This window comes from Loktanella atrilutea (assembly GCF_900128995.1).
Taxonomy (GTDB): domain Bacteria; phylum Pseudomonadota; class Alphaproteobacteria; order Rhodobacterales; family Rhodobacteraceae; genus Loktanella; species Loktanella atrilutea.
Genome location: NZ_FQUE01000001.1, coordinates 829,064 through 851,811, shown reverse-complemented (window position 1 = coordinate 851,811; position 22,748 = coordinate 829,064). Strand labels below are relative to the sequence as shown.

Below are 22,748 nucleotides of genomic sequence, written 5' to 3'. Positions count from 1 at the left end.
GCCCATGCCGGACCTTCTGAGAAAACCCTTCGGCACCCGTGGCGAAGTGCATGCCATCACCCCCGAAAGCGCCGGCTGGCGCTACGTCGGATTCGCGCTGCACCGCCTGAGGGCCGGCGATACTGTCGCCAAGGCGACTGGCGACCGAGAGGTCATCATCGTGATGGTCGAGGGCAAGGCGCAGATCACCGGTGCCGGGCAGGACTGGGGCACGCTGGGCGACCGGATGGACGTCTTCGAGAAGGCGCCGCCCCATTGCCTCTACCTGCCGGACGGCACCGATTGGGAGGCAAGAGCCGAGACCGACTGCGTGATCGCCGTGTGCAGCGCCCCCGGCAAAGGCGGGCACGAGGCGCGCCGCATCGGGCCCGACGGAATCACTCTGACGGAACGCGGCAAGGGCACAAATACGCGCTATATCAACAACATCGCGATGGAGGCCGAGGATTATTGCGACAGCCTGCTGGTGACGGAGGTCTTCACCCCCGCCGGCCACTGGTCGTCCTTTCCCAGTCACCGCCACGACGAAGACGATTTCCCCCGGATCACCTATCTGGAGGAAACCTATTACCACCGCCTCAACCCCGCCACGGGCTTTGGCGTCCAGCGGGTCTATACGGACGACGGGTCACTCGACGAGACGATGGCGGTCAAGGATGGCGACGTGGTGCTGGTCCCCCGCGGCCACCACCCCTGCGGCGCGCCCTACGGGTTCGAGATGTATTACCTGAATGTCATGGCCGGTCCCCGCCGCAACTGGCGCTTTGTCGCGGCGCCAGAGGTGCAGTGGATCATGGACCGCGACGCGCCGTGACGACTCAGCCCTTCCGGTTCGCTGCCTGCGCCGAGATGCTCTGGCGCGACCGGCCGATCGACTGGCGCGCTGCGCGCCTGAAAGAGATGGGATTCGGCGTCGGCCTTTGGAACTGGCCGGATCATGACCTTGCGAAACTGGAGGCTGTCGGCGCGGATTACACGATCATGAACGGTTACCTGCGGGGCCGTCTGGCCGACGACGAAGGCGCCGACATGCTGCTCGCCTCCGCGCGCGAGACGGCGCAGGTCGGCAAGCGGCTGGGCGTCGACCGGCTGAACCTGCACGGCACGGGCCTTGGCGAGGGCGGCATCCCGATTCGGCAGCAAGAGGTCGTGACGGGGCCGATGTGGCTGAAGGCCCGCGATACCCTGCACCGCATCTGCGACATGGCCGAGGCGGAGGGCGTGACCTTCTGCCTCGAGAACCTCAACCCGCTGGACCATCCCGGCTGCCCCTTCGGGTCGACCGCGGACGTGCTGGCGCTGGTGTCATCCGTCGACCGCCCGCAGCTGCGCATCAACCTCGACCTCTATCACACCCAGATCGGAGAGGGCGACCTGATCCGCTGGTGCGAAAAATGCCTGCCCTGGATCGGCGAGGTGCAGGTCGCCGACAACCCCGGCCGCTGCGAGCCGGGGACCGGCGAGATCAACTATGCCGCCGTCGCGCGGGCGCTGCGGGACATGGGCTATGCCGGGCCGGTGGCGATGGAAGCCTACGCCGCGGGCGACCCGGTTGCGGCGCTGGAGGCGTTTCGGGGCGCCTTCACGGTCTGACGCGCGGGCAGGGCGGCGCCCTCAGGGACCGAAGCTGACCGAGGTATCCCATGTTTCCAGAAATTCCGCCTTCTTGCGGGCGTCGAGGTAGGTCAGCAGGCCGGGGCCGAGCTTGATGGGCAGGAAGCTGCCCGCGAAATCGCGCAGGTCGATATGGCCGCCGACGGGCACGTCCGCATAGGGCAGGATCGGGATCAGGTCGGATTCGGTGGACAGGACGCGCTGGCCTTCGGTCAGCAGGAAGGCGATGAACCGTTCGGCGATATCCGCGTGCGGCGCGTCGCGCGGCACGAAGGCGGTGCGCGCCATGACGAGGTTGTAGTCGCTCATGAAATGGACGCCCAGCCGGGGGTCCTTGGCCGCGGCCGCCAGCGCGTAGGACCCGATCGCGTTCATCGACAGCGCCAGATCGCCCCGCGCCGTCGCGGCGATCATCTCGAAGGTGCAGCAGAAGCGGCGCACGTTGGCGCGCGCCAGCACTTCCGTCATGCGGGACGCCTGCAGACCCTGCACCACGTCCTGCGTCGCGAAAAGGTATCCGATCCCGGATCGGCGCAGGTCGTAGATGCCGATCCGCCGGTTCAGCCGGACTTCGTTGCTGCGGATGTAGTTGGTCAGTTCGCGGTGTTCCTGCGGCAGCGTGCCAGGAGCGATCAGGTCGGTGTTGTAGATGATGACCGCCGGTTCGAAGGTGAAACCGAAGAGTTCCGACCGCCAGACCGCCCAGTCCGGCAGGCGCAGCGCCTCTGGGATCGCGAGCGGCAGGGCCAGCCCGCGGTTCACCAGATCGACCTGCATGTCCATCGCGGGGCTGATGACCACGTCGGGCATGTCCTCGGGTGCCGCGTTCAGGATCAGCCGGTGCAGGTCGACGGTCTGGTATTCGCGGTAGGCGATGGCGACGTCGGGGTTCAGCGTCTCGAAGCGGTCGATCAACGCCGTCATCACATCGGTGTCCGTCGCGCTGGCGATGGTGATCTGGGTCATGGCCTGCGCCGCACCCGGCGCAATGGTCAGCAGCAGCGCCACCACGGGCACGATCAGTGCCGTCACCGCCCGCCCGGCAGCCTGCGACAGAAGTCGTTTGAACTGCAGTTCCACGCGCAGCCCGCCGCGGGCCGACGTGCCGAGCATCAGGCGTGCGTCATGGCTTTCCGCCACCGCGCGCACGATCGACAGGCCCAGCCCCGATCCCGCCGTGGTGCGGGAAATCGAGGTGAAGCGCTCCGTCGCGCGGGCCCGGTCCGCCGGCGCGATGCCGGGGCCAGCGTCCTCGACGATCAGCGATACGGTGTCGGTGCCGCCGGGTTCCAGCGTGACGTCGATCGTGTTGTCGGCAGGACCGTGGCGGCGTGCGTTCTCCAGCAGGTTCGACAGCGCCTCGCGCAGGGAAATAGCATCGCCGCGCACCAGATCTTCGCCCGCCGCGATGTCGTCGGCGGACAGGGTCAGGGTAATCCCGCGCATGTCGCTGTCGCGCAGCAGATCGGTCAGGACCTCCGTCACGACCGGTTTCAGCGCGACGGGGCGCAGGGTGCCGGTATCGGCCCGGTGCGTGACCATCGCATGGGCCAGCAGCTGGTTGGTCAGTCGCACCGTGCGCCGCGCCTGACTGTCGGCCTTGTGCATCCGTGTCGTCATCTCGTCGAAGCTGGCCGCATCCGCCGCCAGTGACAGCTGCCCCTGCAACGCCGACAGAGACGTGCGGGTCTGGTGGGCGACATCGGCGATGAAGGTTTCCGTCAGCTGCCGGTTGGCATGCAGCCTGCGGATGAAGCCGTTGATCGCGTCGAAGAGCCCCCGGATCTCGCGCGGCGGGGCCCCCTCGATCTGCGACAGATCCCCGGGATCGCGCACGCGCAGGGTCTCTGCCAGTTGCCGCAGCGGGGCCAGCGCCACCCGGATCGCCAGCCAGACGAACCCCAGCCCGATCAGGGACACGACCGCAAGGCCGCCCATGCCGCTGAGGAACAGCGCCCGCTGCTGTGCGGCGCGCCCCGCGCGGGTCTGGCCGATCTGCACCCCGACCCAGACCCGCCCCGTCGGCGTCGTCAGCTGCCGGCCCTGCTGGACGAAGCGGAACGGCGCGTCGAGGTACGCGTCATAGAAGACGGGCACGCTGCCCAGCGTCGCATCGCGCGGCGCGGGCAGGCCGGGGGTGCCTGTCAGTTCTCCGTCCCGGTCTGAAAAGACGCGGTAGGCGATCCGGTCCTGCGGCGCGAGGGCGAGGATCTCCATCGCCGAATAGGGCAGGTCGACGGAAATGCCCGACGGCCCCGACGACACCCGGTCCAGCACCGCCAGCGCCGCCCCGGCCAGCAACAGGTCGTAGGTGCGGTTGGACGCGTCGCGGGCATAGCTCCACAGCAGGACCGAGATGATCAGCAGCAACGCCACGAAGCCCAGCGCCATCGACGCCAGCAGGCGGCGCTGCAGCGAGTAGGTCCGGTCAGTCTTCGGCCACATAGGCCATGTATCCCAAGCCCCGGGCCGTCTTGACCACCAGCGGCGTGCCCTCCAGCCGCTTGCGCAGACGCGCGACGATCTGCTCGACCGCGTTCAGGCTTGGCGCCTCGTCGAAGCTGTAAAGCTTGTCGGCGACCTCTTCCTTGGTCAGCATCCGGCCGAGGTTGTCGATCAGGATCTCCAGCAACTGGATCTCGCGCGCGCGCAGGTCGGCGTCCTGTCCGCGCACGGTGGCACGCTTGGCGGCCCGGTCGAAGACGAGGTCGCCGGCGGCGAAGACGTTGCTGGCGCTGCCCGCGCGGCGCCGCGCCAGCACCCGGCAGCGGGCCGAGAGTTCGCGGAAATCCACCGGCTTGACCATGTAATCGTCGGCACCCGCGTCCAGTCCCAGCACCCGGTCGTCGATCCGGCTGCGGGCGGTCAGGATGATGACCGGTGTTTCGTCTCCGCGCGCCCGCAAGGACCGCAGCACCTCGTAGCCGCTGCGCCCGGGCAGGTTGATATCCAGCAGCACGATGTCGAACCGCGCGTGGCGCAGCAGGCTGTTGGCCTGATCGCCGTCGGACTCGCGGTCGATGGAATGGCCTTCGGCCCGCAGACGATCCAGTATCGTCTCGGCCAGATCGTCGTTGTCTTCCACAAGCAGCATCCGCATGGGACCAACCTATCGCGTCGCGCCGCCCCGGCATAGCCGTGGCGGCGCGTGTCAGCTTCGGGTCAGGTCCGCGTCAGGTCCGCGAAAGCCACGCCTCAGCAAGGCGACAGACTGGCCCGCTAGGTGGGGACCGGGCGCACCGCGTCCCTTGAATCTTGTCTCAATGGGAGGAGACCCCGATGACCCTGAACCGTATGACCGGCGCTGCACTGCTGGCCGCGACACTGGCCTTGCCGACCCTTGCCTCTGCCGAAGTCACCAGCCCCGAATGCATCGCCCCGGCCCAGCCGGGCGGCGGTTTCGACGTGACCTGCCGCGTCGCGCAGACCGGCCTTGCCGATGCCTTCGGCGGCCCGATGCAGGTGACCTTCATGCCCGGCGGCATCGGCGCCGTGGCCTACAACCTGTTCAACACCACCCGCACCGACGATCCCAACGCCATCGTCGCCTTCTCGACCGGGTCGCTGCTGAACATCGCGACAGGCAAGTACGGCGATTTCGATGAAAACGACGTGCGCTGGCTGGGCACGGCGGGTGCCGACTTCGGTGCCGTCATCGTCAAGGCCGACAGCGAATACACCTCGCTGGAGCAGCTGATGACCGATCTGGGCAACGATCCGTCCTCCATCGTCGTGGGCGCAGGCGGCTCCGTCGGATCGCAGGACTGGATGAAGGCGGCGCTGCTGGTCCGTGAGACCGGCGCGTCCCCGATGGACATGCGCTACGTGGCCTTCGACGGCGGCGGCGACGCGATTGCCGCACTGCTCGGCGGGTCGATCGAAGTCTATACCGGCGACGTGGGTGAAATGGCGTCCCACATGGAAGCCGGCGACATGCGCGTGCTGGCGGTGATGTCCGACGAACGCCTCGACGGCGCCTTCGCCGAGATCCCGACCGCCAAGGAGCAGGGCTTCGACGTCGAATGGACGATCATGCGCGGCTTCTACATGGGCAAGGGCGTGTCCGACGCGGACTACAACACCTGGGTCGACGCCTTCAAGGCGGCCTACGCCACGCCGGAGTTCGAGCAGGTCCAGGCCGACAAGGGCCTGCTGCCCCTGAACCTCGCCGGTGACGAGCTGAAGGCCCGCGTCGACGAGAACATGGCCACCCTGCGCGAAATCGCGACCGAAGCCGGTCTGATCCAGCAGTAAGCCACCAAATCGGGACGGCACCCATACCCGGGTGCCGTCCCTGATCCATTTCCTGCAATCAAAGGTGCTGTCATGGCCGACCGGATCTTCGCCGGGCTGCTGTTGCTCGTCACGCTGGCCTACGGGTTCATCGCGTTCACGATCATCAAGGCCCCGTTCCAATACGACCCTCTCGGCCCCGAAAGCTGGCCGCAGATCCTGTCGGTCGTGGCGGTGCTGTGCATACTGGGCATCCTGTGGAAACCCGATACAGAGCATCTGCACGTCGCCGGCCGGACATGGTTCCGCCTTGGCGCGATGGTGGTCCTGCTCTTTGCCTACGCGGAACTTTACGAGCCGCTGGGCTTCATCGTCTCCACCATCCTCTTCGGCGCCATCGTGGCCCGGATGCTGGGGGCCGCATGGCTCCGCGCGGGACTTTTCGGCCTGTGCGCCGGCGTGCTTGGCTGGGTACTGTGCGTCGAGATCCTCGACCTGAACCTGCCGGACGCAGAGCTTCTGGCGAAGCCATACTCCAACACTGAAGGAACGAACTGATGGGCGACGTCCTCTCGGGGCTGGCGACCGGTTTCGGTGTCGCACTCATGCCCTTCAACCTGATGCTGGTGCTGCTGGGCTGCTTTGCCGGCACGCTGATCGGCGCGCTGCCGGGGCTTGGCCCGATCAACGGCGTGGCGATCCTGCTGCCCATCGCCTACGGCCTCGGCTTTCCGCCCGAAAGCGCGCTGATCCTGCTGGCGGGCATCTACTACGGCGCCGAATACGGCGGCCGCATCTCCTCGATCCTGCTGAACGTGCCGGGCGACTCCGGCGCCGTGATGACCACCCTCGACGGCCACCCCATGGCCCTGAACGGCGAGGCGGGACGCGCCCTGTCCCTGTCTGCCGTCGCCAGCTTCGTCGGCGGCACCATCGCCGTCGTGCTGATGTCGCTTTTCGGGCCGCTGCTGGCGCAGTTCGCCGTGACCTTCTCTCCCGCCAACTACGTGGCGCTGATGGTCTTCGCCTTCGCCTCGCTCGCCTCTCTTGTGGGCAAGAGCACGGTCAAGACACTGCTGGGCGCCCTGATCGGCCTGATGCTGGCCACCATCGGCATCGACAGCAACACCGGCGTCGCGCGCTACACCTTCGGGCTGCCAGACATCCTGGCGGGTATCGACTTCCTGATCGTCGTCGTCGGCCTCTTCGGCATGGCCGAGCTGCTGCACCTTGTCGAGCAGCAGGTCACCGGCAAGCTCAAGACCCTGCCGGTCGACAAGAGCTTCGTCCGCTGGGCCGACCTCGCCAAGACCAAGTGGACGATCCTGCGCTGTTCGCTGATCGGCTTCTTCATCGGCGTGTTGCCGGGGACGGGGGCATCCGTCGCATCTGCCGTGGCCTACGGCACCGAAAAGCGGATGGCGGGGGCAGAGGGGCAGCGCACCTTCGGCACCGGCGACGTGCGGGGCCTTGCGGCGCCGGAGGCCGCCAACAACGCGGCAGCGGGTGGCGCCATGGTGCCGATGCTGACGCTGGGCATCCCCGGATCCGGCACCACGGCGATCCTGCTGGGCGCGCTGCTGATGTTCAACATCCAGCCCGGCCCGCTGATGTTCGCCCAGCGACCAGAGATCGCATGGGGTCTGATCGCCTCGATGTACATCGGCAACGTCGCGCTGCTGGTCATCAACCTGCCGCTTGTGGGCCTCTTCGCCCGGATGCTGACGATCCCGCAGCACTACCTTACGCCGCTGATCGCGATCCTTGCCTTCGTCGGCATCTACTCCATCGTCGGCAATCCGTTCGACCTGTTCATGATCACATGGCTCGGCATCTTCGGGTGGTTCCTGCGCAAGCTCGATTTCTCGCTTGCCCCCGTGATCCTCGGCTTCGTGCTGGGCGGACTGTTCGAGAACAACCTGCGTCGCGCCCTGTCGATCTCTGGCGGGGACTGGTACATCCTGATCGACAACTGGAAGAGCCTCCTGCTGTACGGTCTGGCCCTGCTGGTCGTGGTCCTGCCGATCTGGATGGGACGCCGCGCCCGCAACATGGCCGAAGGCGACGCATGACCCTGCGCCGGCCGGGGGCTGCCTCGGCCGGCCACACGCACTGATCAAAAGAAGACCGATGACACGCACCACCCTTCGCGCCACGCCGATGGCGCAGGCCGCACCGCGGGGCAGGGACCTGCCGCACGGCGCGGCCCCGCACCGAACGGCACGGACATGCGCCGCCGTTCCGTATCCAAGTCAAGCAAGGGCGACGCGATGATCTCGGGTTTCAGAAAGGCGGCAACGGCGGCCGTAATCGGCCTTGCCGGTGCGACCTGCGCCGCGCTGATCGGCCTGCCGGCGGCGGGTCTGATCGGGTCCAGCATCGCGGTCGCCGTCGCCGCCACGCTGGGCGTCGCGATGGCCGTCCCGCAGCGGCTGCGCGACGTGGCCTTCGCCATCATCGGCATCTCGCTCGGCGCCGGGGTGCAGGCAGACGCGCTGTCGCAGGTGGGGTCCTGGTCCGTCAGTCTGCTGCTGCTGGCGCTGTCGCTTGTCGCGACACTGATGGGCGGGGCCACCCTGCTGCGCCGGGTCTTCGGCATGGACGTGGAAACCGCCTATCTGTCCAGCTCTCCCGGCACCATGTCGAACGCCATCGCGATCGCGCTGGACGGCCACGGCAACGTGACGACGATCACCATCCTGCAGGTGATGCGGCTTCTGGTGCTGGTCGCCGTCGTCCCGCCGCTCGCCACCGCACTTGACGCGCAGCCGGCGGCTTTGCGTGTCGTGCATCCGATGGGAGCGGTGGCTCTTGTGCTGCTGCTGGCGCTGACGCTGGGCGCCGGAACACTCGCCGCCCGGTGGAAGGTGCCGGCCGCCTGCCTGCTGATCGGCATGATCCTCAGCGCCAGCGCCCATGTCGCCGACCTCGCCCACGGTCCGGCGCCCGCTTGGGCGATCTTCGCCGCCTTCGTCGTGACCGGGACCGCCGCGGGCACGCGGCTGACTGCCATCACGCCGCGCCAGCTTCTTGGCATGGCGGGGGCAGGGACGGTGCTGATCGGCACGACGCTCGGCGTCTCGCTGGCCTTCGCCAGTGCCGCCGCGCTGCTGACCGGCCTGCCCTGGGGGCAAATCTGGATCGCCTATGCCCCCGGCGGGGTCGAGGCGATGGCGGCGATCGGCCTCGCCCTTGGCTACGATCCCGCCTTTGTAGCCATCCACCACTTCGCCCGCATCGTCATTCTCGTCATCATGGTCCCGATCCTGCTGCAATACGGGCGCCGCGGATCGGACTGACCTCGTGCAGGGCTATGGGCGCCATAGGATAATCCTGTTGCCCTTCAATTCCGGCGACGGGTAAACCGGTGGCATCGACAAGCACCAAGGAGCGGTCATGGCAGAGGCATACGACGACTGGATCGGCCGGACACGGGTGATGACCGACATCATCACCCCACGGCTGCTGGCGGAATTCCGCGTGATGCTGGGCGACCGCTGCGGGCCGGGGGAAGTGCCCGCCGGTTTCATATGGTGCCTGTCGCCGGACATTCACGACGTGGCCGACCTCGGCCGCGACGGGCATCCGCGCACCGGCCTCTTCCTGCCGAAGCTGCCCTTGCCGCGCCGCATGTGGGCAGGAGGAGAGGTGCGCACCCTCGCGCCCTTCGCCCTGCATGACGAGGTCACGCGGACCTCGACCATATCGGGCGTGGAATTCAAGCGCGGGCGCAGCGGCGATCTGGGTTTCGTGACCGTCGATCACGCCTACGACAGCCCGCGGGGCCCCTGCGTGACCGAACGCCACGACATCGTCTATCGCGCCGACCCCGACCCCGAACGCCCGGCGCCCGTGCCCGCCGCGGGCGACCCCTGGGCGGCACTTCACGCCTGGCACGTGACGCCGGATCCGGTCATGCTGTTCCGCTATTCCGCCATCACCTTCAACGGCCACCGCATCCACTACGACCGGCCCTATGCGCAGCAGGTCGAGGGCTATGGCGGCCTCGTCGTCCATGGGCCGATGCAGGCGACGTGGATGCAGAACCTCGCCGCCAGCATCTTCGGCGCCCCTGCCGCCGTCTTCCGCTACCGCGGCCTCGCGCCCCTGATCGCGGGCCAGCCCGTCACGGTCGAGGCGATCGACAGCGAGACCGGCCTCGACCTGCGGGTCCGGCGGGATGCGGACGGTGTCGTCACCATGCAGGCCAGCGCCGAGCGGGGCTGATGCCGCGACGTGCCATATCATTTCTTGATGGCCGTCAAAGGCAATCCCTATTTGGCAGCCGCACCCACCCGTGCCAGTTTCCGCGCACACCGACCACAGGAGGACGCCGATGAGCGATGATCTGAAGGGGCTGCTCGTCGTCTCGCTGGAGCAGGCGGTCGCCGCGCCCTATCTGTCCGGGCGTCTGGCCGAGGCCGGCGCCCGCGTCATCAAGATCGAGCGGGCCGAGGGCGATTTCGCCCGCGGCTATGACCACCTCGTGCACGGCGAAAGCGCCTATTTCGTCTGGCTGAACCGGGGCAAGGAATCCGTGGTGCTGGACTTGCGGCAAGAGGCTGACAAGGCGGTGATGGAGGCGATGCTGGCCGAGGCCGACATCTTCATCCAGAACCTCGCCCCCGGTGCGATCACCCGCCTTGGCTTCGATCCCGCCCGCCTGCGCGCGATGAACGACCGGCTGATCACCGTCTCGATCTCCGGCTACGGCGAGGAGGGGGCCTTTGCCGACCGCAAGGCCTATGACCTGCTGGTGCAGGCGGAAAGCGGGCTGTCCGCGATCACCGGTAACGCCGAAGGCTCCGCCCGCGTCGGCGTGTCGGTCTGCGACATCGCCTGCGGGATGACCGCGCATCAGGCGGTGCTGCAGGCGCTTTACGCCCGCCACACCACCGGCAAGGGGCGGCACATCGCGGTCAGCCTGTTTCACGCGCTGACCGACTGGATGAACGTGCCCTACCTGCAGTTCGCCTATGGCGGCAAGGCGCCCGACCGCAACGGCCTCAGCCATCCGACCATCGCGCCCTACGGCGCCTTCGCCTGCCGGGACGGCAAGCAGGTGCTGTTCTCGATCCAGAACGAGCGGGAATGGGCGCGGTTCTGCGCCGCCCTGCTGGGGAATGCGGACCTCGCCACCGATCCGCGTTTCGACAGCAACTCCCACCGGGTCGCCAATCGCCCGGCGCTGGATGCGCTGATCGAACAGGCTTTCCAGTCCGACGACCGCGATACCATCGCCGACCGGCTGGAGGCGGCGGGCATCGCCAACGGGCGCGTCAACAGCATGGACGATCTGGCGCGCCATCCCCAGAACCGTTTCGTCGAGGTCGAGACCCCGACCGGCCCCGTGCGCCTGCTGGCGCCGGGCGCCGTGGTCGATGGCCAGACCCCCGACTTCGGTCCGGTCCCCGCCCTCGACGCCCACGGCGACCGGGTGCGCGCGGAATTCGGACAGGGCTGACCCGATCCGGCGGCCCGTGCCGCTGACATTCCCATGACGCCGCGGCGGTCGGTCCGATCCGCCGCCGCGGCACTTCAACGACCCAACGACAGGACCGACCGACATGCCAGACCTTGAAAACCACGACGACATCCGCGATGGCGTCGCCCGCCTCTGCGCCGAATTCCCCGACAGCTACTGGCGCGAGCTCGACGCCGAACGCGCCTATCCGACCGCCTTCGTCAAGGCCCTGACCGAGGCGGGCTACCTCTCTGCCCTGATCCCGGAGGAATACGGCGGCTCGGGCCTGCCGCTCTCCGCCGCGGCCGTGATCCTGGAGGAGATTCATCGTCAAGGCGGCAACGCCGGGGCCTGTCACGCGCAGATGTATACGATGGGCACCCTGCTGCGGCACGGGTCCGAGGCGCAGAAGCAGCAATATCTGCCGCAGATCGCCGACGGCAGCCTGCGGCTGCAGTCCTTCGGCGTGACCGAACCGACAAGCGGCACCGACACCAGCGCCCTGCGCACGACGGCGGTGCGCGACGGCGACGACTTTGTGGTCAACGGCCAGAAGATCTGGATCTCGCGTTCCGAACACTCCGACCTGATGATCCTGCTGTGCCGCACCACGCCGCTCGACAAGGTCGAAAAACGCACTCAGGGCCTGTCCGTCCTGCTGGTCGACATGCGCGAGGCGAAGGAAAACGGCCTGACGATCCGCCCGATCCGCACCATGATGAACCACGCGACGACAGAGCTCTTCTTCGACAACGTCCGGGTGCCGGCGAAAAACCTGATCGGCGAAGAGGGCAAGGGCTTTCGCTACATCCTGTCGGGAATGAACGCCGAACGCATCCTGATCGCGGCGGAGTGCATCGGCGACGCCAAGTGGTTCATCCAGCGCGCGACGGCCTATGCCAACGACCGCGTCGTCTTTGGCCGCCCCATCGGTCAGAACCAGGGCATCCAGTTCCCGATCGCCAAGGCCTATGCCCGGATGCGCGCGGCAGAACTGATGCTGCACGAGGCGATCGCCATGTATCAGGCCGACAAGAACCCGGGGGCAGAGGCGAACATGGCCAAGATGCTGGCGGCAGAGGCGAGCTGGGAAGCCGCGGAGGCCTGCGTTCAGACCCACGGCGGCTTCGGCTTTGCCGAGGAATACGACGTGGAGCGCAAGTTCCGCGAGACGCGGCTTTATCAGGTGGCACCGATCTCGACCAACCTCATCCTGTCCTACCTCGCCGAACACGTCCTCGGCATGCCGCGGAGCTACTGAATGACCGTCACCGAAACCCTCGCCCGCTGGGCCGCCGCACCGGTCGACCTGCCGGACACGATGCGCGCCTCCGTCGGCGCATCGCTCTTCGACTGGGCCAGCGTCGGGCTTGCAGGCCGGTCAGAGCCGGTGGCGCAACGCAGCCGCGCCGCCGCGCTGGAGGAGGGCGGCACGCAGGCGGGGCTCTTCGGTGGCGGCACCGCGACCGCACGGGCGGCGGCGCTGGTGAACGGCGCGACCAGCCACGCGCTCGACTACGACGACACGCATTTCCTGCACATCGGCCACCCCTCTGTCGCCGTGACCCCCGCGGCGCTCGCCGTGGCGCAGTGGAAGGGTGCGACCGGTGCCGCCTTCCTCGACGCGCTGGCACTGGGGCTGGAGGCGTCCTGCCGGATCGGCGACTGGCTGGGCCGCGCCCATTACGAGGCCGGATTTCACCAGACCGGCACCGCCGGGGCCTTCGGCGCCACCGTCGCGGCGGGCCGCCTGCTCGGGCTGGATGCCGACCGGATGACGCACGCCCTTGCCCTGACCGCCACCCGGGCGGCCGGCCTGAAAAGCCAGTTCGGCACCATGGGCAAGCCCCTGAACGCCGGCTTCGCGGCAGAGGTCGGCGTGACCTGCGCCATGCTCGCGGCCCAGGGCGTCACATCCACCCACGACGCCATCGCCGGTTCGCAGGGCTTCGGCCCGACCCACGCCGGCATGGCGCGGGATCAGGCGTTCGATGGACTGGGGCAGGTGTGGGTCTTTCCCGATGTCTCCTACAAGTTCCACGCCTGCTGTCACGGGTTGCACGCGATGCTGGAGGCGGCGGGTCGCCTGCGCAACGCCGTCAGCGCCGATGCGATCGAGGCGATCACCATCCACACCCATCCCCGCTGGCTGGCGGTCTGCAACCAGCCGTCGCCGGACACCGGTTTGGGGGCTAAATTCAGCTATCGCCTGACCGCCGCCATGGCCCTTGCCGGCGTCGATACCGCAGCGCTCGACACCTATACCGACGCGATGACCCAAAGGCCCGACCTCGTCGCCCTGCGCGACCGTGTCACGGTCGTTGCCGACACTGCGCTGACCGACATGCAGGCGCGGGTCAGCGTCACGACGCGGGACGGCACGCAGGACGCCTTCCACGATCTGATGGCCACAGGCTCCGCCGCGGCCCTTCGCCAACGCCTGCAGGACAAGTCCGCCTCTCTGCTGGGGTCTGCGGTCGCGGAACCTCTCTGGCAAGCGGTAGAGGGCTTGGGCGCCGCCCCGGATTCCGCGGCGCTGACAGGACTGATCTTCGCCTGACCGACAGCGGCTTTTGGATGCAGTCATCGCGAAACCGCCCTATGCTGGCGTCGGGCGGCGCATGGGGAGAGCGGCGATTGGACATCCGTCAGCTGAAGTATTTCATCGCCATCGTCGAGGCGGGTTCGCTCTCGCTTGCCGCGCGACAGTTGCGCATCGCGCAACCGTCGCTGTCGCAGCATCTGGCGAACATGGAACGCGAACTGGGTGTCAGGCTGCTGACCCGCTCGCCCCGCGGATCCACCACCACGGCAGAGGGGCAGGTGCTGCTGCGCCACGCCAGAACCATCTGCGCTAGCCTCGACGACTGCCTGCGCGAGATGCGGGACCTGTCGGACGCGGTCGCGGGCGGCGTCCGCTTCGGCATGCCGCCTTCCGTCTCGATGGTCATGTCCGTGCCTCTGGCCGAGACGGTGCGCCTGGAACTGCCCGACATCCGCCTGCGCGTCAGCGAGGCGATGAGTGGCTTCATCAAGACATGGGTGGATGACGGCACGGTCGAGATCGGGTTCCTCTACGACCTGACCGGCGTCGCCCATTTCGAGATCACCCATGTGCTGAACGAACGGCTGTTCTTCTTTTCGGCTCCTGACAACTGGCCGCTGCAGACGCCTCCGGGCACGCCCGTTCCGTTGCGCGATCTAGCCGGCATCGAACTGGTCCTGCCCGGGGAACCCCACGGTCTGCGCCGTATTGTCGAGGCGGCGGCGGCAGAGGCTGACGTGCGGCTCAACGTCGTGACCGAATTGGACGCGATGACCCAGATCAAGGAACTGGTGGCGCGCGGGTCGGGGTGCTCGATCTTCGCGCCGGCAGCCTGCCACGACGTCGTGCAGGCCGGACGGATGATCAAGACGCCGATCATCGATCCCGTCATCTCACGCCCCGTCTACCTTGTCCGCAACCGCAGCGCCGGGCAAAGCCGCGCCTGCAGCGCCGTCGCCGCCGTCACGCTGAAAGTCGCCGCCGAGATGGTGCGCCGCGATATCTGGGAAGGCGATCTTGTCTGGACCGGGGGCTGAGGGGCCCATCCCGCGCATCGTCAGCGCCGTGCGCCGCGGTCTGGGCTGGCGTGACCGCAGGACAAAGGCCGACCTGCCGAACATGATGCCCGTCGGGGCGGCCCTGTCGCTTTGCTACGCCGCCGTCTGGACCGGGCTGCTGGCCGTTTCCGACACCGGCGGCGCGGCGCTGACCCTCGCGGCATTGCTGGCGCTGCCCTGCGTCTGGCTCAGCCTGCGGGATCTGGCGGCTTTCACCATCCCCGACGCGGCCAGCCTCAGCGTCGCGGTGCTCGGTCTTGTCAGTCAGTGGCTGTTTCACGAGGCGATGCTCATCATGTCCATTGCCGCCGCCATAACCGTCACGGCGGTCTTCTGGGGGGCCGGCGCGCTGCACTACCGCCTGCGCGGGCGAGAGGGGCTTGGCATCGGTGACGCAAAGCTGCTGGGGGCAGGGGTGCTGTGCGTCGGTCCCTTCGCGATCTGGTGGGTGATCCTGATCGCGGCCCTCGGCGGCATCGCCGCCGCCCTCATCCACCGGGCCCGCCGCCCCGCGGCGCCCGCCGGCATTCCCTTCGGCCCCTTCCTCGCCTTTGCCATCTACATCGTCTTCGCGATCCGGATGGGCCAGCTTTGACGCCGCCGCCTCAACCGCGCCCAAAGGCGCGCCTGCCTGCCGTGCGGGCCACCATCGCCGTGATCGCCCGGCCCGTGTCCACGATCTCTGTCCCGATCGGGTGCCGCACAAGGCGCAGGGCCGTCAGCCACCCCGCCGCCCCCAGCGCAAGGGCCGCAAGGGTCGGATAGACGCCAAGGCTGTATCCGTCCGGAGAAAACAGAAGAAGGAGCCCCAGCGGCCCGACCCCGGTGCCGAGTGCAAGCACGACACTGGCGCGAGACGCCTTTACGAGGTCTCGCCAGCGCAGGTCGATGGCACGCCGCACGACGACGAGGCTGACCAGCATCTGCCACGGTGCCACGACCAGCAGGCTTGCGGCGACGGCCCACAACCCGAAATGCGCCGCCGTGATCGTGATCGCGACGGACGGCGGCAGGCTGATCAGCGCGGTCAGCAGCGTATCGCGGATGCGGCCTGTCGCGACCAGCACCGGGTAGCTCATGAAATCCGGCGCCAGCGCCATGGTCCCCAGCGCGATCACCCGCACGAGGGGCGGCACCGCGTCCCACTGCGGTCCAAGAAGAACGCGCACCGCCGGTCCCGCCAGCAACGCCAGCATCAGAAGCGCGGGCCACTGGATCGCCGACATGATCGCATGACTGCGCAGATAGACCTCTCCCAGATGGCCGCCGTTGCGCCGGTGCGCCGCCATCGCCGGAAGCACGACCGGCTGCAGGGCCTGCACGATCGCCCGGTTCGGCAACTGGCAGATCGTCACGGCCCGGGCGTAAAGACCGACGGCGTCGAACCCGAGGAGCTTGCCGAAGACGAGGCGCGGCAGGAACTCCGACGCCAGATTGATGAAGGCGACGAAGGACGACACGGCACCGAAGGAGAAGAAGCCACCCACCTCGCGCAGCGACGGGCGAAAGACCCAGGGCTCCGGTCGCATGGCGAAGGCAAATGTCGCGCTGACCACGCCGAGCGCGACATAGCCCCAGACGTAGCTTGCGGCGCCGATACCGGACAGGCCAAGCCAGATGGTGACCACTGCGCTGGCGACGACGGCGGCGGTATTCACGACGGCAAGCCGGCCGAAGGCCAGATCGCGCTGCAGTAGGGCGATGCTGGGCCCACCGAACGGACCGGCCAGAAACCCGACGGCCGCGATCCGCAGCAGACCCGCCAGCGCGGGCTGGTCGTAGTAACGGCCGACGGCCTCTGCCGTCCCGAGGATCAGCGCGCACATCCCGAGGGAAATGAGCATCGTCAGCGTGAAGGCAGACCGCAGGGCAGTGCGGCTTAAGGTGTGGTGCTGCACGATGAAGGGCCCGATCCCGAAGGACCGCAGGCTGTCGGCCAGCATGATCAGCGTGTTGGCCATCAGGAACAGACCCGTCTCGGCCGGGGTCAGGATACGCGCCATGATCGCCGTCGTCACGACCAGCAGGATCTGGTTGATGTAGCGATCGATCGCCGAAAACAGGAGTGAGAGCCGAAGAGAGGTCATCGCACACCCATGATCGTCAAGCGGCGCAGTCCGCTCATGGCCGCGCCGCCGCCTGCGATGTCGCCGCATAGGGATCGTGGACAAGTCCCAGTTTCGCCGGCAGCCGTGTCGCATAATAGATTGGCTGCAGGTAATCCACGCCGACAGATGACAGGGCCCGGTCGAGACGATACTCGGCCCGCTGCAAAGGGCCCGCAAGCGGCGGCGTCGCATCGCGCCAGGGCGTCATGCGCTGATACCTCAGATAGTCGCGTTTCCGCGGTGTCCGCGACCGGAACAGCCACGGCTTCTGCGGTCCGGTGAAATGAAGGATCGCCGGATCGCGGCGCGCGGTCAGCGTCGCCGCGTGATCCTGCGGCCAGGATGCGCGGCGGCACAGGTAAAGCTTCGTCTGCACGTTCCAGCGACAGTCAAGAAGGCTGATGTCGTCGCACAGCACCGCGTTGATCGCGTCCTGATCGTGCAGGGCCAGTCGCGAACCCATGCGCGCGATGTAGTCGGCCAGACGGCGGGTCACGTCTTCGCGGCGCCAACGGATCAGGTCCATGACCAGCACGCCGGCATTGACGTAGGTCGACCCGGCGGGCATCCCGAGAAGGTCGAAACGCTCCGGCGAGATGACAGAGGCGATGCGCGGGTAGTCCGGCGCCGCCGCGAGTGTCCTGCCACCCAGATCGTGCCGCCACAGGTCACGCAGGTCATCCAGAACGATCAAATCGCAATCCAGATAGATGATCCTTTCGAAATCCCGTGGCAAGACATCCGGCGCCAGCAGACGCAGGTATGTTTCCTTCGTGATGTGCTGATCGACAAAGAAGTCACCGACGCGACCCGGATCAACGTGATGGATCGACAGCGTCGCGTTGGCATGGCCGGCAAAGCACTGCCGCAGCTTGTCTTCCGCTGCCGTGTCCCGGTCGCAGGTCATGACGTGAAAATCGAGCGTGGCACCCGGCGCGTTCGCGATGACGGAGGTCGCGGCAACCGCCAGCGGTTGAAAGAATTTCGGTTCCGCACAGAACAGGACGCGGATTGGCGCGCCTGCGCTCTTCGTCCTGCCGCGGGCCAATGCGTCATCCATCGATCGTCTCGCTCATGTGGATGCCAGGTTGTGTCGTGGAAGCGCCTGTGCTGCCCGCCAGCCGCAGCTTCGCCGGAAGGCGTCTGGCGTAATACAGTACCTGCAGGTAATCGATGCCGATGGACGACAGCGCCCGGTCGCACCGGTATTCGGCGCGCTGCCACCCGCTCGCAAGACGCGGTCCCGCGTCGGGCCAGGGCGTCATGGCCTGATACCGCCGAAATGCCCTCTTGCACGGTATGCGCGATCGGAACAGCCACGGCTTTTCTGATCCGGTATAGTGGATGATCGCAGGCGCGCGCCGCGCATCACGTGTGGCCCTGAATTCAGCCGGGTCCGACCTGCGGGAACACCGATAGATCCGGGCCTGCACGTTCCAGCGATAGTCCAGCAGGTTGATATCGTCCCACAGAACGGCGTTGATCGCGTCCTGGTCATGCAGGTCAAGGCGGGACCCCATGCGGTCGATGAAGGCGGCCAGCCGCTCCGCGACGGCCTCGCGGCGCCAGCGGTCGAGGTCCATGACAAGGACGCCGGAATTCACATAGGTGAAGGCCGCCGGTATCCCCAAGGCGGCCAGTCGCTCGCGCGACCGGACCTGCGGTATGAGCGGAAAATCCGGTGCAGCCGCCAGAAGTCTGCCGTTCAGGCCGTCAGACCAGAGGGACCGCAGGTCCGCCACGGCCACGACGTCGCAATCGAGGTAGATCACCTTCTTGACGGCATCCGGCAGAACCTGCGCAGCCAGAAGCCGCAGGTAGCATTCTTTCTTCAGGTAGCGGTCCACGAAGAACCCGTTCACCAGACCCGGATCGACGTGATGGACAGTCAGGGACACGCGCGGGCCATGCGCAAGGCATCGCGCCAATGCGCGCTCGGCGGCATCGTCATGGTCGCAGGTCAGCACGTGGAAATCGATCGCCGCCCCCGGGGCGTTCGCCACGACGGATGTCGCCGCGACCGCCAGCGGCTCGAAATATTTCGGCTCGGCGCAGAACAGGATTGCCATCGGCTCTGCCGCTCCCGCCGTCACCCCGCCGCAGGACACGCCCTGCATGTGGTCCTTTCCGATCCGTGTCATGACCGGTGCCGCAGCGCAAAAGATATCAAGGGCCGCCTGCGCAGGGTTCTCAGATTCCGGCGCAGATCGGCAAGCGGGCCGCCCAGCGGGCTCTTGCGCAGGATGGACCGCAGCTGCAGGCCGACGGATCGGAAATACCCGAATTCCGCCGCCGGGGGCACGTTGGGGCGCACGACGGCGGGGCCGATCGACAGGGCAAGGTCAAGGGCCCGCGCAGCGCCGCGCGACAGGGGCGCGGTCCGGCCGGCCACCCTTGCGGCAGCCACCGGGACAGGTGCGTGGGTGTCGAACAGTGCCGCCCATCCGTCCGGACTCGGCAAGAATGCGTCGTGAATGCTCAGACTCTGCCGCATCCCCGGTCCGGCAGCACGGGGCGGCAAAGAGGCCACGGCAAGGCGCTGCCACACCGCGTCGAGCGCCGGGTGGCGCAGCCGCGGATAGCTGTGGGCGATGCGGCGGGCCTCGCCGTCGCGACCCAGCCGCTGAAGTGCCGCCAGATAGACCGCCCATGCGACGGGATCGGGGTCGCGGGCGCCATATTGCACCGTCGTTTCCTGAATCAACGCGCCGGTGGTGGCGGCAGCCGCTGCCGGATCGCCAGTCCTCAGGTCGCACAGGGCGCGCCCCAGACGCGCCTCGGCGATGATCGGTGTCAGCGCGAGGCAGGCGTCGAACTGCTGCCGGGCTGTCGGAATGTCACGTTGTAGCAGGCGCGCATATCCCTGGGCGAGATACCCGCGATCAAGGCCCCCGGCCCGGCGGTGCGGCACCCGCGACGCGGTCCGGTCGACCGCTTCCAGATCGGCGAAGGGACCGTGCTGCACGATCATGCTGCCGGGGGACATCGCCTTCTGCAACCGGTACCACTGCAGGATCTGCGCCCGCTGCGCCATCGTATGCCGCGCGTGGACAAGGTCGTGGCCCGCCCGGGTGATCCGCTGCAACCGCGCCGGGTCGGCCATCAGGCTGTCCAGACTGTCGAGGATATCGCCATCATCGGCGAAAACGCAGTTTTCCATGTGGACGAAGCCTGCGGCCTCGACCATCGGCGTGCCTTCGGTCACGAGGCAGGCCCCCGCGCCGGGTATCTCCAGATGCTTGCGCACGACCTCCTTCGCCATGGTGCCGCAGGTGGGTGCAAAGAGGCTGGCATTCAGCGTCCGGGCATATCGCTCGCCCTGCAGCGCCCGCGCCGCGTTGGCATCAAGATAGCCGTGCGGCGGACTGACAAGGCAGGGATAGGCCTGTGTCAGAACCGGATGGACCCGCTGCCGCCAGGGATAGAGCGGGGCTTGCATGCCCGTCAGCATGACCGGAATGGACTTGTCCATGCCGTAATCGCGAAAGACCGCGGGATCGATGAAGTTCGGCCAGCAGTAAAGCGCGTCAAGCCCGTCCGGCATGTAATCGTGCACCGTCGTGCAGACCGAGAAGCCGACGCCGATGCCCCACCGGTCCATGTCCGACATCGCCCCCGTGCGCGTCCACGACCAGGAATCGCCGTTGAGGAGCGCGGCCTTGGGGACATGCGGATGGGCCGAGGTATTCCGGACCTCGATCCGATGGGACACGTGCGACTGGTAGCCGACCTCGAACAGCGCGAGGTCTGGCTGGTGAAGGTCGCAGACCTTGCCGAAATCGCAGTCGGCATTGATGACCACCACGTCGAAGAATTGCCGCAGGCATTGCACGTGTTCCTGCGTGTGCTTCAGCATGTAGCTGGCATAGCGGGCGTAGGGTGTGTGATCCCACTGGAAATAGACCAGCTTCGGCTTGTGCGCAGCGGTCGGGGCAGGGGCGGCGATCATCTGCGGCTCTCCGCTCCGGCAGGAATCGAACGGCAGGAAGATGCCGGGTCGGTCGTGGGGCTGGTCCTGCGCAAGATGCACGTTCCTTTCCTGCAGCCGCACCGTTGGCACCGCGTCGGTGCCCGTGGCGGCGATGTCGTGACGACTGTGCCATGCCGCGCGCTGGCCGACAGGACGACCATTCGACGGCGTGCGTCGGCAAAAGGGATAAGACCTGTCCGAATTGACGATCCTGCCGCCCGCATCGGTGACGGGTGGCAACTGACCGTCACGGCCGCGTGCCCTGCGGCGCAGGGGGGGCCGCACGGTCGATCCGGGTAGCGGCGGACAGAACCCTGCGCAGGTCGTGCCGGGCCTTGAACACCATGAACCCGGTCAGGGTCAGCGTCGGCCAACTGACAAGGACGCCGGCCCCCCGTTCGAGCGCGATCAGCACCGCAAGCCCGGCGAAAAGGTGCAACCGCAGCAGAGGCAGCGGCAGTTCCCAGCCGCCGCCCCGCAGGCGGTAGACGAGGTAGGGAATCCACTTCTCGATCACCAGCGCGCCGAGGGCCGCGGGCGCGATCGGCACCACCGGCACGACCGCCGCGAAGGCCGCGCAGCGCGCCAGCTGCAGGCCGGCATAGGGCCAGATGCGGGTCGCCTTGTCCAACCGGTTGAACAGGCGGAACAGCAGGACCGTCGCGACCAGCACGCCGCCCCACAGGATGGCATCCGACAGGCGGACCGGGCCGGGCCAGCGGCAGGCGGCAAGGCCCAAGGCCCCCGTCACCGCCGCCCAGGCCCACGGGGCCAGCAGCGGCGTCGCGACCTCGACCCTGCCGAAGGCGGCGGACAGCTGCGGACAAGCCTCGAAGCGCGCGCCGATGCGGTCGTTGTCCACGTAGCCCAGCTCGTAGACCGCCCAGAACGACACCAGCAGACCCAGAAGGCCCATCACGTGCAGGATCGGAAACGGCGCGAGCCAGACAGATGCGAGCACCCAGAGCGCAAAGTCGTCCTGCAGGATGCTGCGTCGGATGTACCGGGCACCGGGCCGCTTGATCCGGGTCAGGTAGAGACCGGGCAGGTAAAGGCCGGTGAACGCCGGACGATACCGCGCGCCCGGCCAGACCGTGCGCAACGGCCGGGCGCAGACCTCCAGAAGGCGCATGTCCTGCACCGAATCGGTGAGGCAGAGGCTTTGTTCTATGACGTCACGACCCAGCGTCGCGTCCAGCCGCGCCAGCTTGCCGTCGCGGCGGTCGGCCATGGTCCAGACCCGCGTCGCGACCACATTCACCTGCGCCAGACCCATGGCGCGCAGCAACGGCCTGACCACCGGCAGAAATCCCAGCGTGGCGACAACGGGTGTCCCGCGCATGGTGCGGACTGCCTGCAGAAGCGGCGCGTTCGCGAAGTCGTCGGAAAGCGCCTTGACCCGCCTGCGCCACACCAGGGCCGTCCAGGGAAAACAAAGCAGGATCAGGCGAACGCGGAACACATCCCGCGTCTCGGGCCCGGTCCACCGCCAGGGGCGCAGCAGGTCGAGCAGTTTCAGCAGCCCGCACGCGATCAGTGCAGGTCGTGCCGTATCGATGAAATCCTCGGTCGAACTGCGCAGATAGAGCGTTTCGTCGAGGTCCAGCAGCACCGGCCCGTCGTGAATGCTGACGGCCTGCAGCGCCGTCCCGGCACTGGCGTCGAAGCGCTGCGATGGCGGCGTGGGTGCGACCCGGGTGGCCGGCTCGATCGTGTCCAGCTTCATCGGCCCGGTCCCTTTCGCATCACATCACCC

The 22,748-nt window shown here is 67.8% G+C and carries 19 protein-coding genes; 12 read left to right on the top strand and 7 right to left on the bottom strand.

Annotation, left to right across the window (positions count from 1 at the left end):
- Positions 1-4 precede the first annotated feature (4 nt).
- Together iolB and BUA54_RS04115 are read left to right on the top strand one after the other, a co-directional pair.
- Positions 5-814: a 5-deoxy-glucuronate isomerase gene (gene iolB, locus BUA54_RS04120; RefSeq protein WP_072855890.1), complete on the top strand. Its 810-nt coding sequence runs from the start codon at positions 5-7 to the stop codon at positions 812-814.
- On the top strand, positions 811-1,593 hold the full coding sequence (locus tag BUA54_RS04115; protein WP_245810552.1) for a TIM barrel protein: 783 nt from the start codon (positions 811-813) through the stop codon (positions 1,591-1,593). Before iolB ends, BUA54_RS04115 begins: the two co-directional genes overlap by 4 nt.
- A 21-nt stretch (positions 1,594-1,614) precedes the next feature.
- Here BUA54_RS04115 and BUA54_RS04110 read toward each other — a convergent pair whose 3' ends face one another.
- Positions 1,615-4,059, bottom strand: coding sequence for a sensor histidine kinase (locus tag BUA54_RS04110; RefSeq protein WP_245810551.1), 2,445 nt, complete (start codon positions 4,057-4,059; stop codon positions 1,615-1,617).
- Positions 4,043-4,714, bottom strand: coding sequence for a response regulator transcription factor (locus tag BUA54_RS04105; RefSeq protein WP_072855889.1), 672 nt, complete (start codon positions 4,712-4,714; stop codon positions 4,043-4,045). The genes BUA54_RS04110 and BUA54_RS04105 overlap by 17 nt, the downstream gene beginning before the upstream one ends.
- A 179-nt stretch (positions 4,715-4,893) precedes the next feature.
- On the opposite strand from BUA54_RS04105, the gene BUA54_RS04100 reads away from it, so the two are divergent.
- The 10 genes from BUA54_RS04100 to BUA54_RS04055 all read left to right on the top strand — a co-directional run bounded on the left by BUA54_RS04100 (position 4,894) and on the right by BUA54_RS04055 (position 15,509).
- The gene (locus tag BUA54_RS04100; RefSeq protein WP_072855888.1) at positions 4,894-5,868 is read left to right on the top strand and encodes a Bug family tripartite tricarboxylate transporter substrate binding protein; all 975 of its coding nucleotides are present in this window, start codon (positions 4,894-4,896) and stop codon (positions 5,866-5,868) included.
- Positions 5,869-5,940: 72 nt separating this feature from the next.
- Positions 5,941-6,405, top strand: coding sequence for a tripartite tricarboxylate transporter TctB family protein (locus tag BUA54_RS04095; protein WP_072855887.1), 465 nt, complete (start codon positions 5,941-5,943; stop codon positions 6,403-6,405).
- Positions 6,405-7,919: a tripartite tricarboxylate transporter permease gene (locus tag BUA54_RS04090; protein ID WP_072855886.1), complete on the top strand. Its 1,515-nt coding sequence runs from the start codon at positions 6,405-6,407 to the stop codon at positions 7,917-7,919. The genes BUA54_RS04095 and BUA54_RS04090 overlap by 1 nt, the downstream gene beginning before the upstream one ends.
- Before the next feature lie 156 nt (positions 7,920-8,075).
- Positions 8,076-9,146, top strand: coding sequence for an AbrB family transcriptional regulator (locus BUA54_RS04085; protein ID WP_245810550.1), 1,071 nt, complete (start codon positions 8,076-8,078; stop codon positions 9,144-9,146).
- A gap of 97 nt (positions 9,147-9,243) precedes the next feature.
- On the top strand, positions 9,244-10,074 hold the full coding sequence (locus tag BUA54_RS04080) for an HTD2 family dehydratase (protein ID WP_072855885.1): 831 nt from the start codon (positions 9,244-9,246) through the stop codon (positions 10,072-10,074).
- 109 nt (positions 10,075-10,183) lie between these two features.
- Positions 10,184-11,311, top strand: coding sequence for a CaiB/BaiF CoA transferase family protein (locus BUA54_RS04075; RefSeq protein ID WP_072855884.1), 1,128 nt, complete (start codon positions 10,184-10,186; stop codon positions 11,309-11,311).
- A 103-nt stretch (positions 11,312-11,414) separates the two neighbouring features.
- Positions 11,415-12,572, top strand: a complete 1,158-nt coding sequence (locus BUA54_RS04070) for an acyl-CoA dehydrogenase family protein (RefSeq protein ID WP_072855883.1) — start codon at positions 11,415-11,417, stop codon at positions 12,570-12,572.
- A complete protein-coding gene (locus BUA54_RS04065; protein WP_072855882.1) occupies positions 12,573-13,871 on the top strand; it encodes an MmgE/PrpD family protein in 1,299 nt (432 codons plus the stop codon).
- A gap of 77 nt (positions 13,872-13,948) precedes the next feature.
- Positions 13,949-14,893 carry a LysR family transcriptional regulator gene (locus BUA54_RS04060; protein WP_072855881.1) on the top strand — a complete coding sequence of 315 codons (945 nt, stop codon included), beginning with the start codon at positions 13,949-13,951 and terminating at the stop codon, positions 14,891-14,893.
- Positions 14,874-15,509 carry a prepilin peptidase gene (locus BUA54_RS04055; RefSeq protein ID WP_072855880.1) on the top strand — a complete coding sequence of 212 codons (636 nt, stop codon included), beginning with the start codon at positions 14,874-14,876 and terminating at the stop codon, positions 15,507-15,509. Before BUA54_RS04060 ends, BUA54_RS04055 begins: the two co-directional genes overlap by 20 nt.
- 10 nt (positions 15,510-15,519) lie before the next feature.
- Here BUA54_RS04055 and BUA54_RS04050 read toward each other — a convergent pair whose 3' ends face one another.
- The 5 genes from BUA54_RS04050 to BUA54_RS04030 form a co-directional block, all read right to left on the bottom strand.
- A complete protein-coding gene (locus BUA54_RS04050) occupies positions 15,520-17,001 on the bottom strand; it encodes an oligosaccharide flippase family protein (protein ID WP_072855879.1) in 1,482 nt (493 codons plus the stop codon).
- 34 nt (positions 17,002-17,035) lie between these two features.
- Positions 17,036-18,082, bottom strand: coding sequence for a glycosyltransferase family 8 protein (locus BUA54_RS04045; RefSeq protein WP_072855878.1), 1,047 nt, complete (start codon positions 18,080-18,082; stop codon positions 17,036-17,038).
- The gene (locus BUA54_RS04040) at positions 18,075-19,163 is read right to left on the bottom strand and encodes a glycosyltransferase family 8 protein (protein ID WP_084114057.1); all 1,089 of its coding nucleotides are present in this window, start codon (positions 19,161-19,163) and stop codon (positions 18,075-18,077) included. Before BUA54_RS04040 ends, BUA54_RS04045 begins: the two co-directional genes overlap by 8 nt.
- Complete coding sequence (locus tag BUA54_RS04035; protein ID WP_143155330.1) at positions 19,160-21,052, bottom strand: glycosyltransferase; 1,893 nt, start codon at positions 21,050-21,052, stop codon at positions 19,160-19,162. Before BUA54_RS04035 ends, BUA54_RS04040 begins: the two co-directional genes overlap by 4 nt.
- A 187-nt stretch (positions 21,053-21,239) precedes the next feature.
- Positions 21,240-22,718, bottom strand: a complete 1,479-nt coding sequence (locus BUA54_RS04030; protein ID WP_072855876.1) for a haloacid dehalogenase-like hydrolase — start codon at positions 22,716-22,718, stop codon at positions 21,240-21,242.
- Between the last annotated feature and the right edge of the window lie 30 nt (positions 22,719-22,748).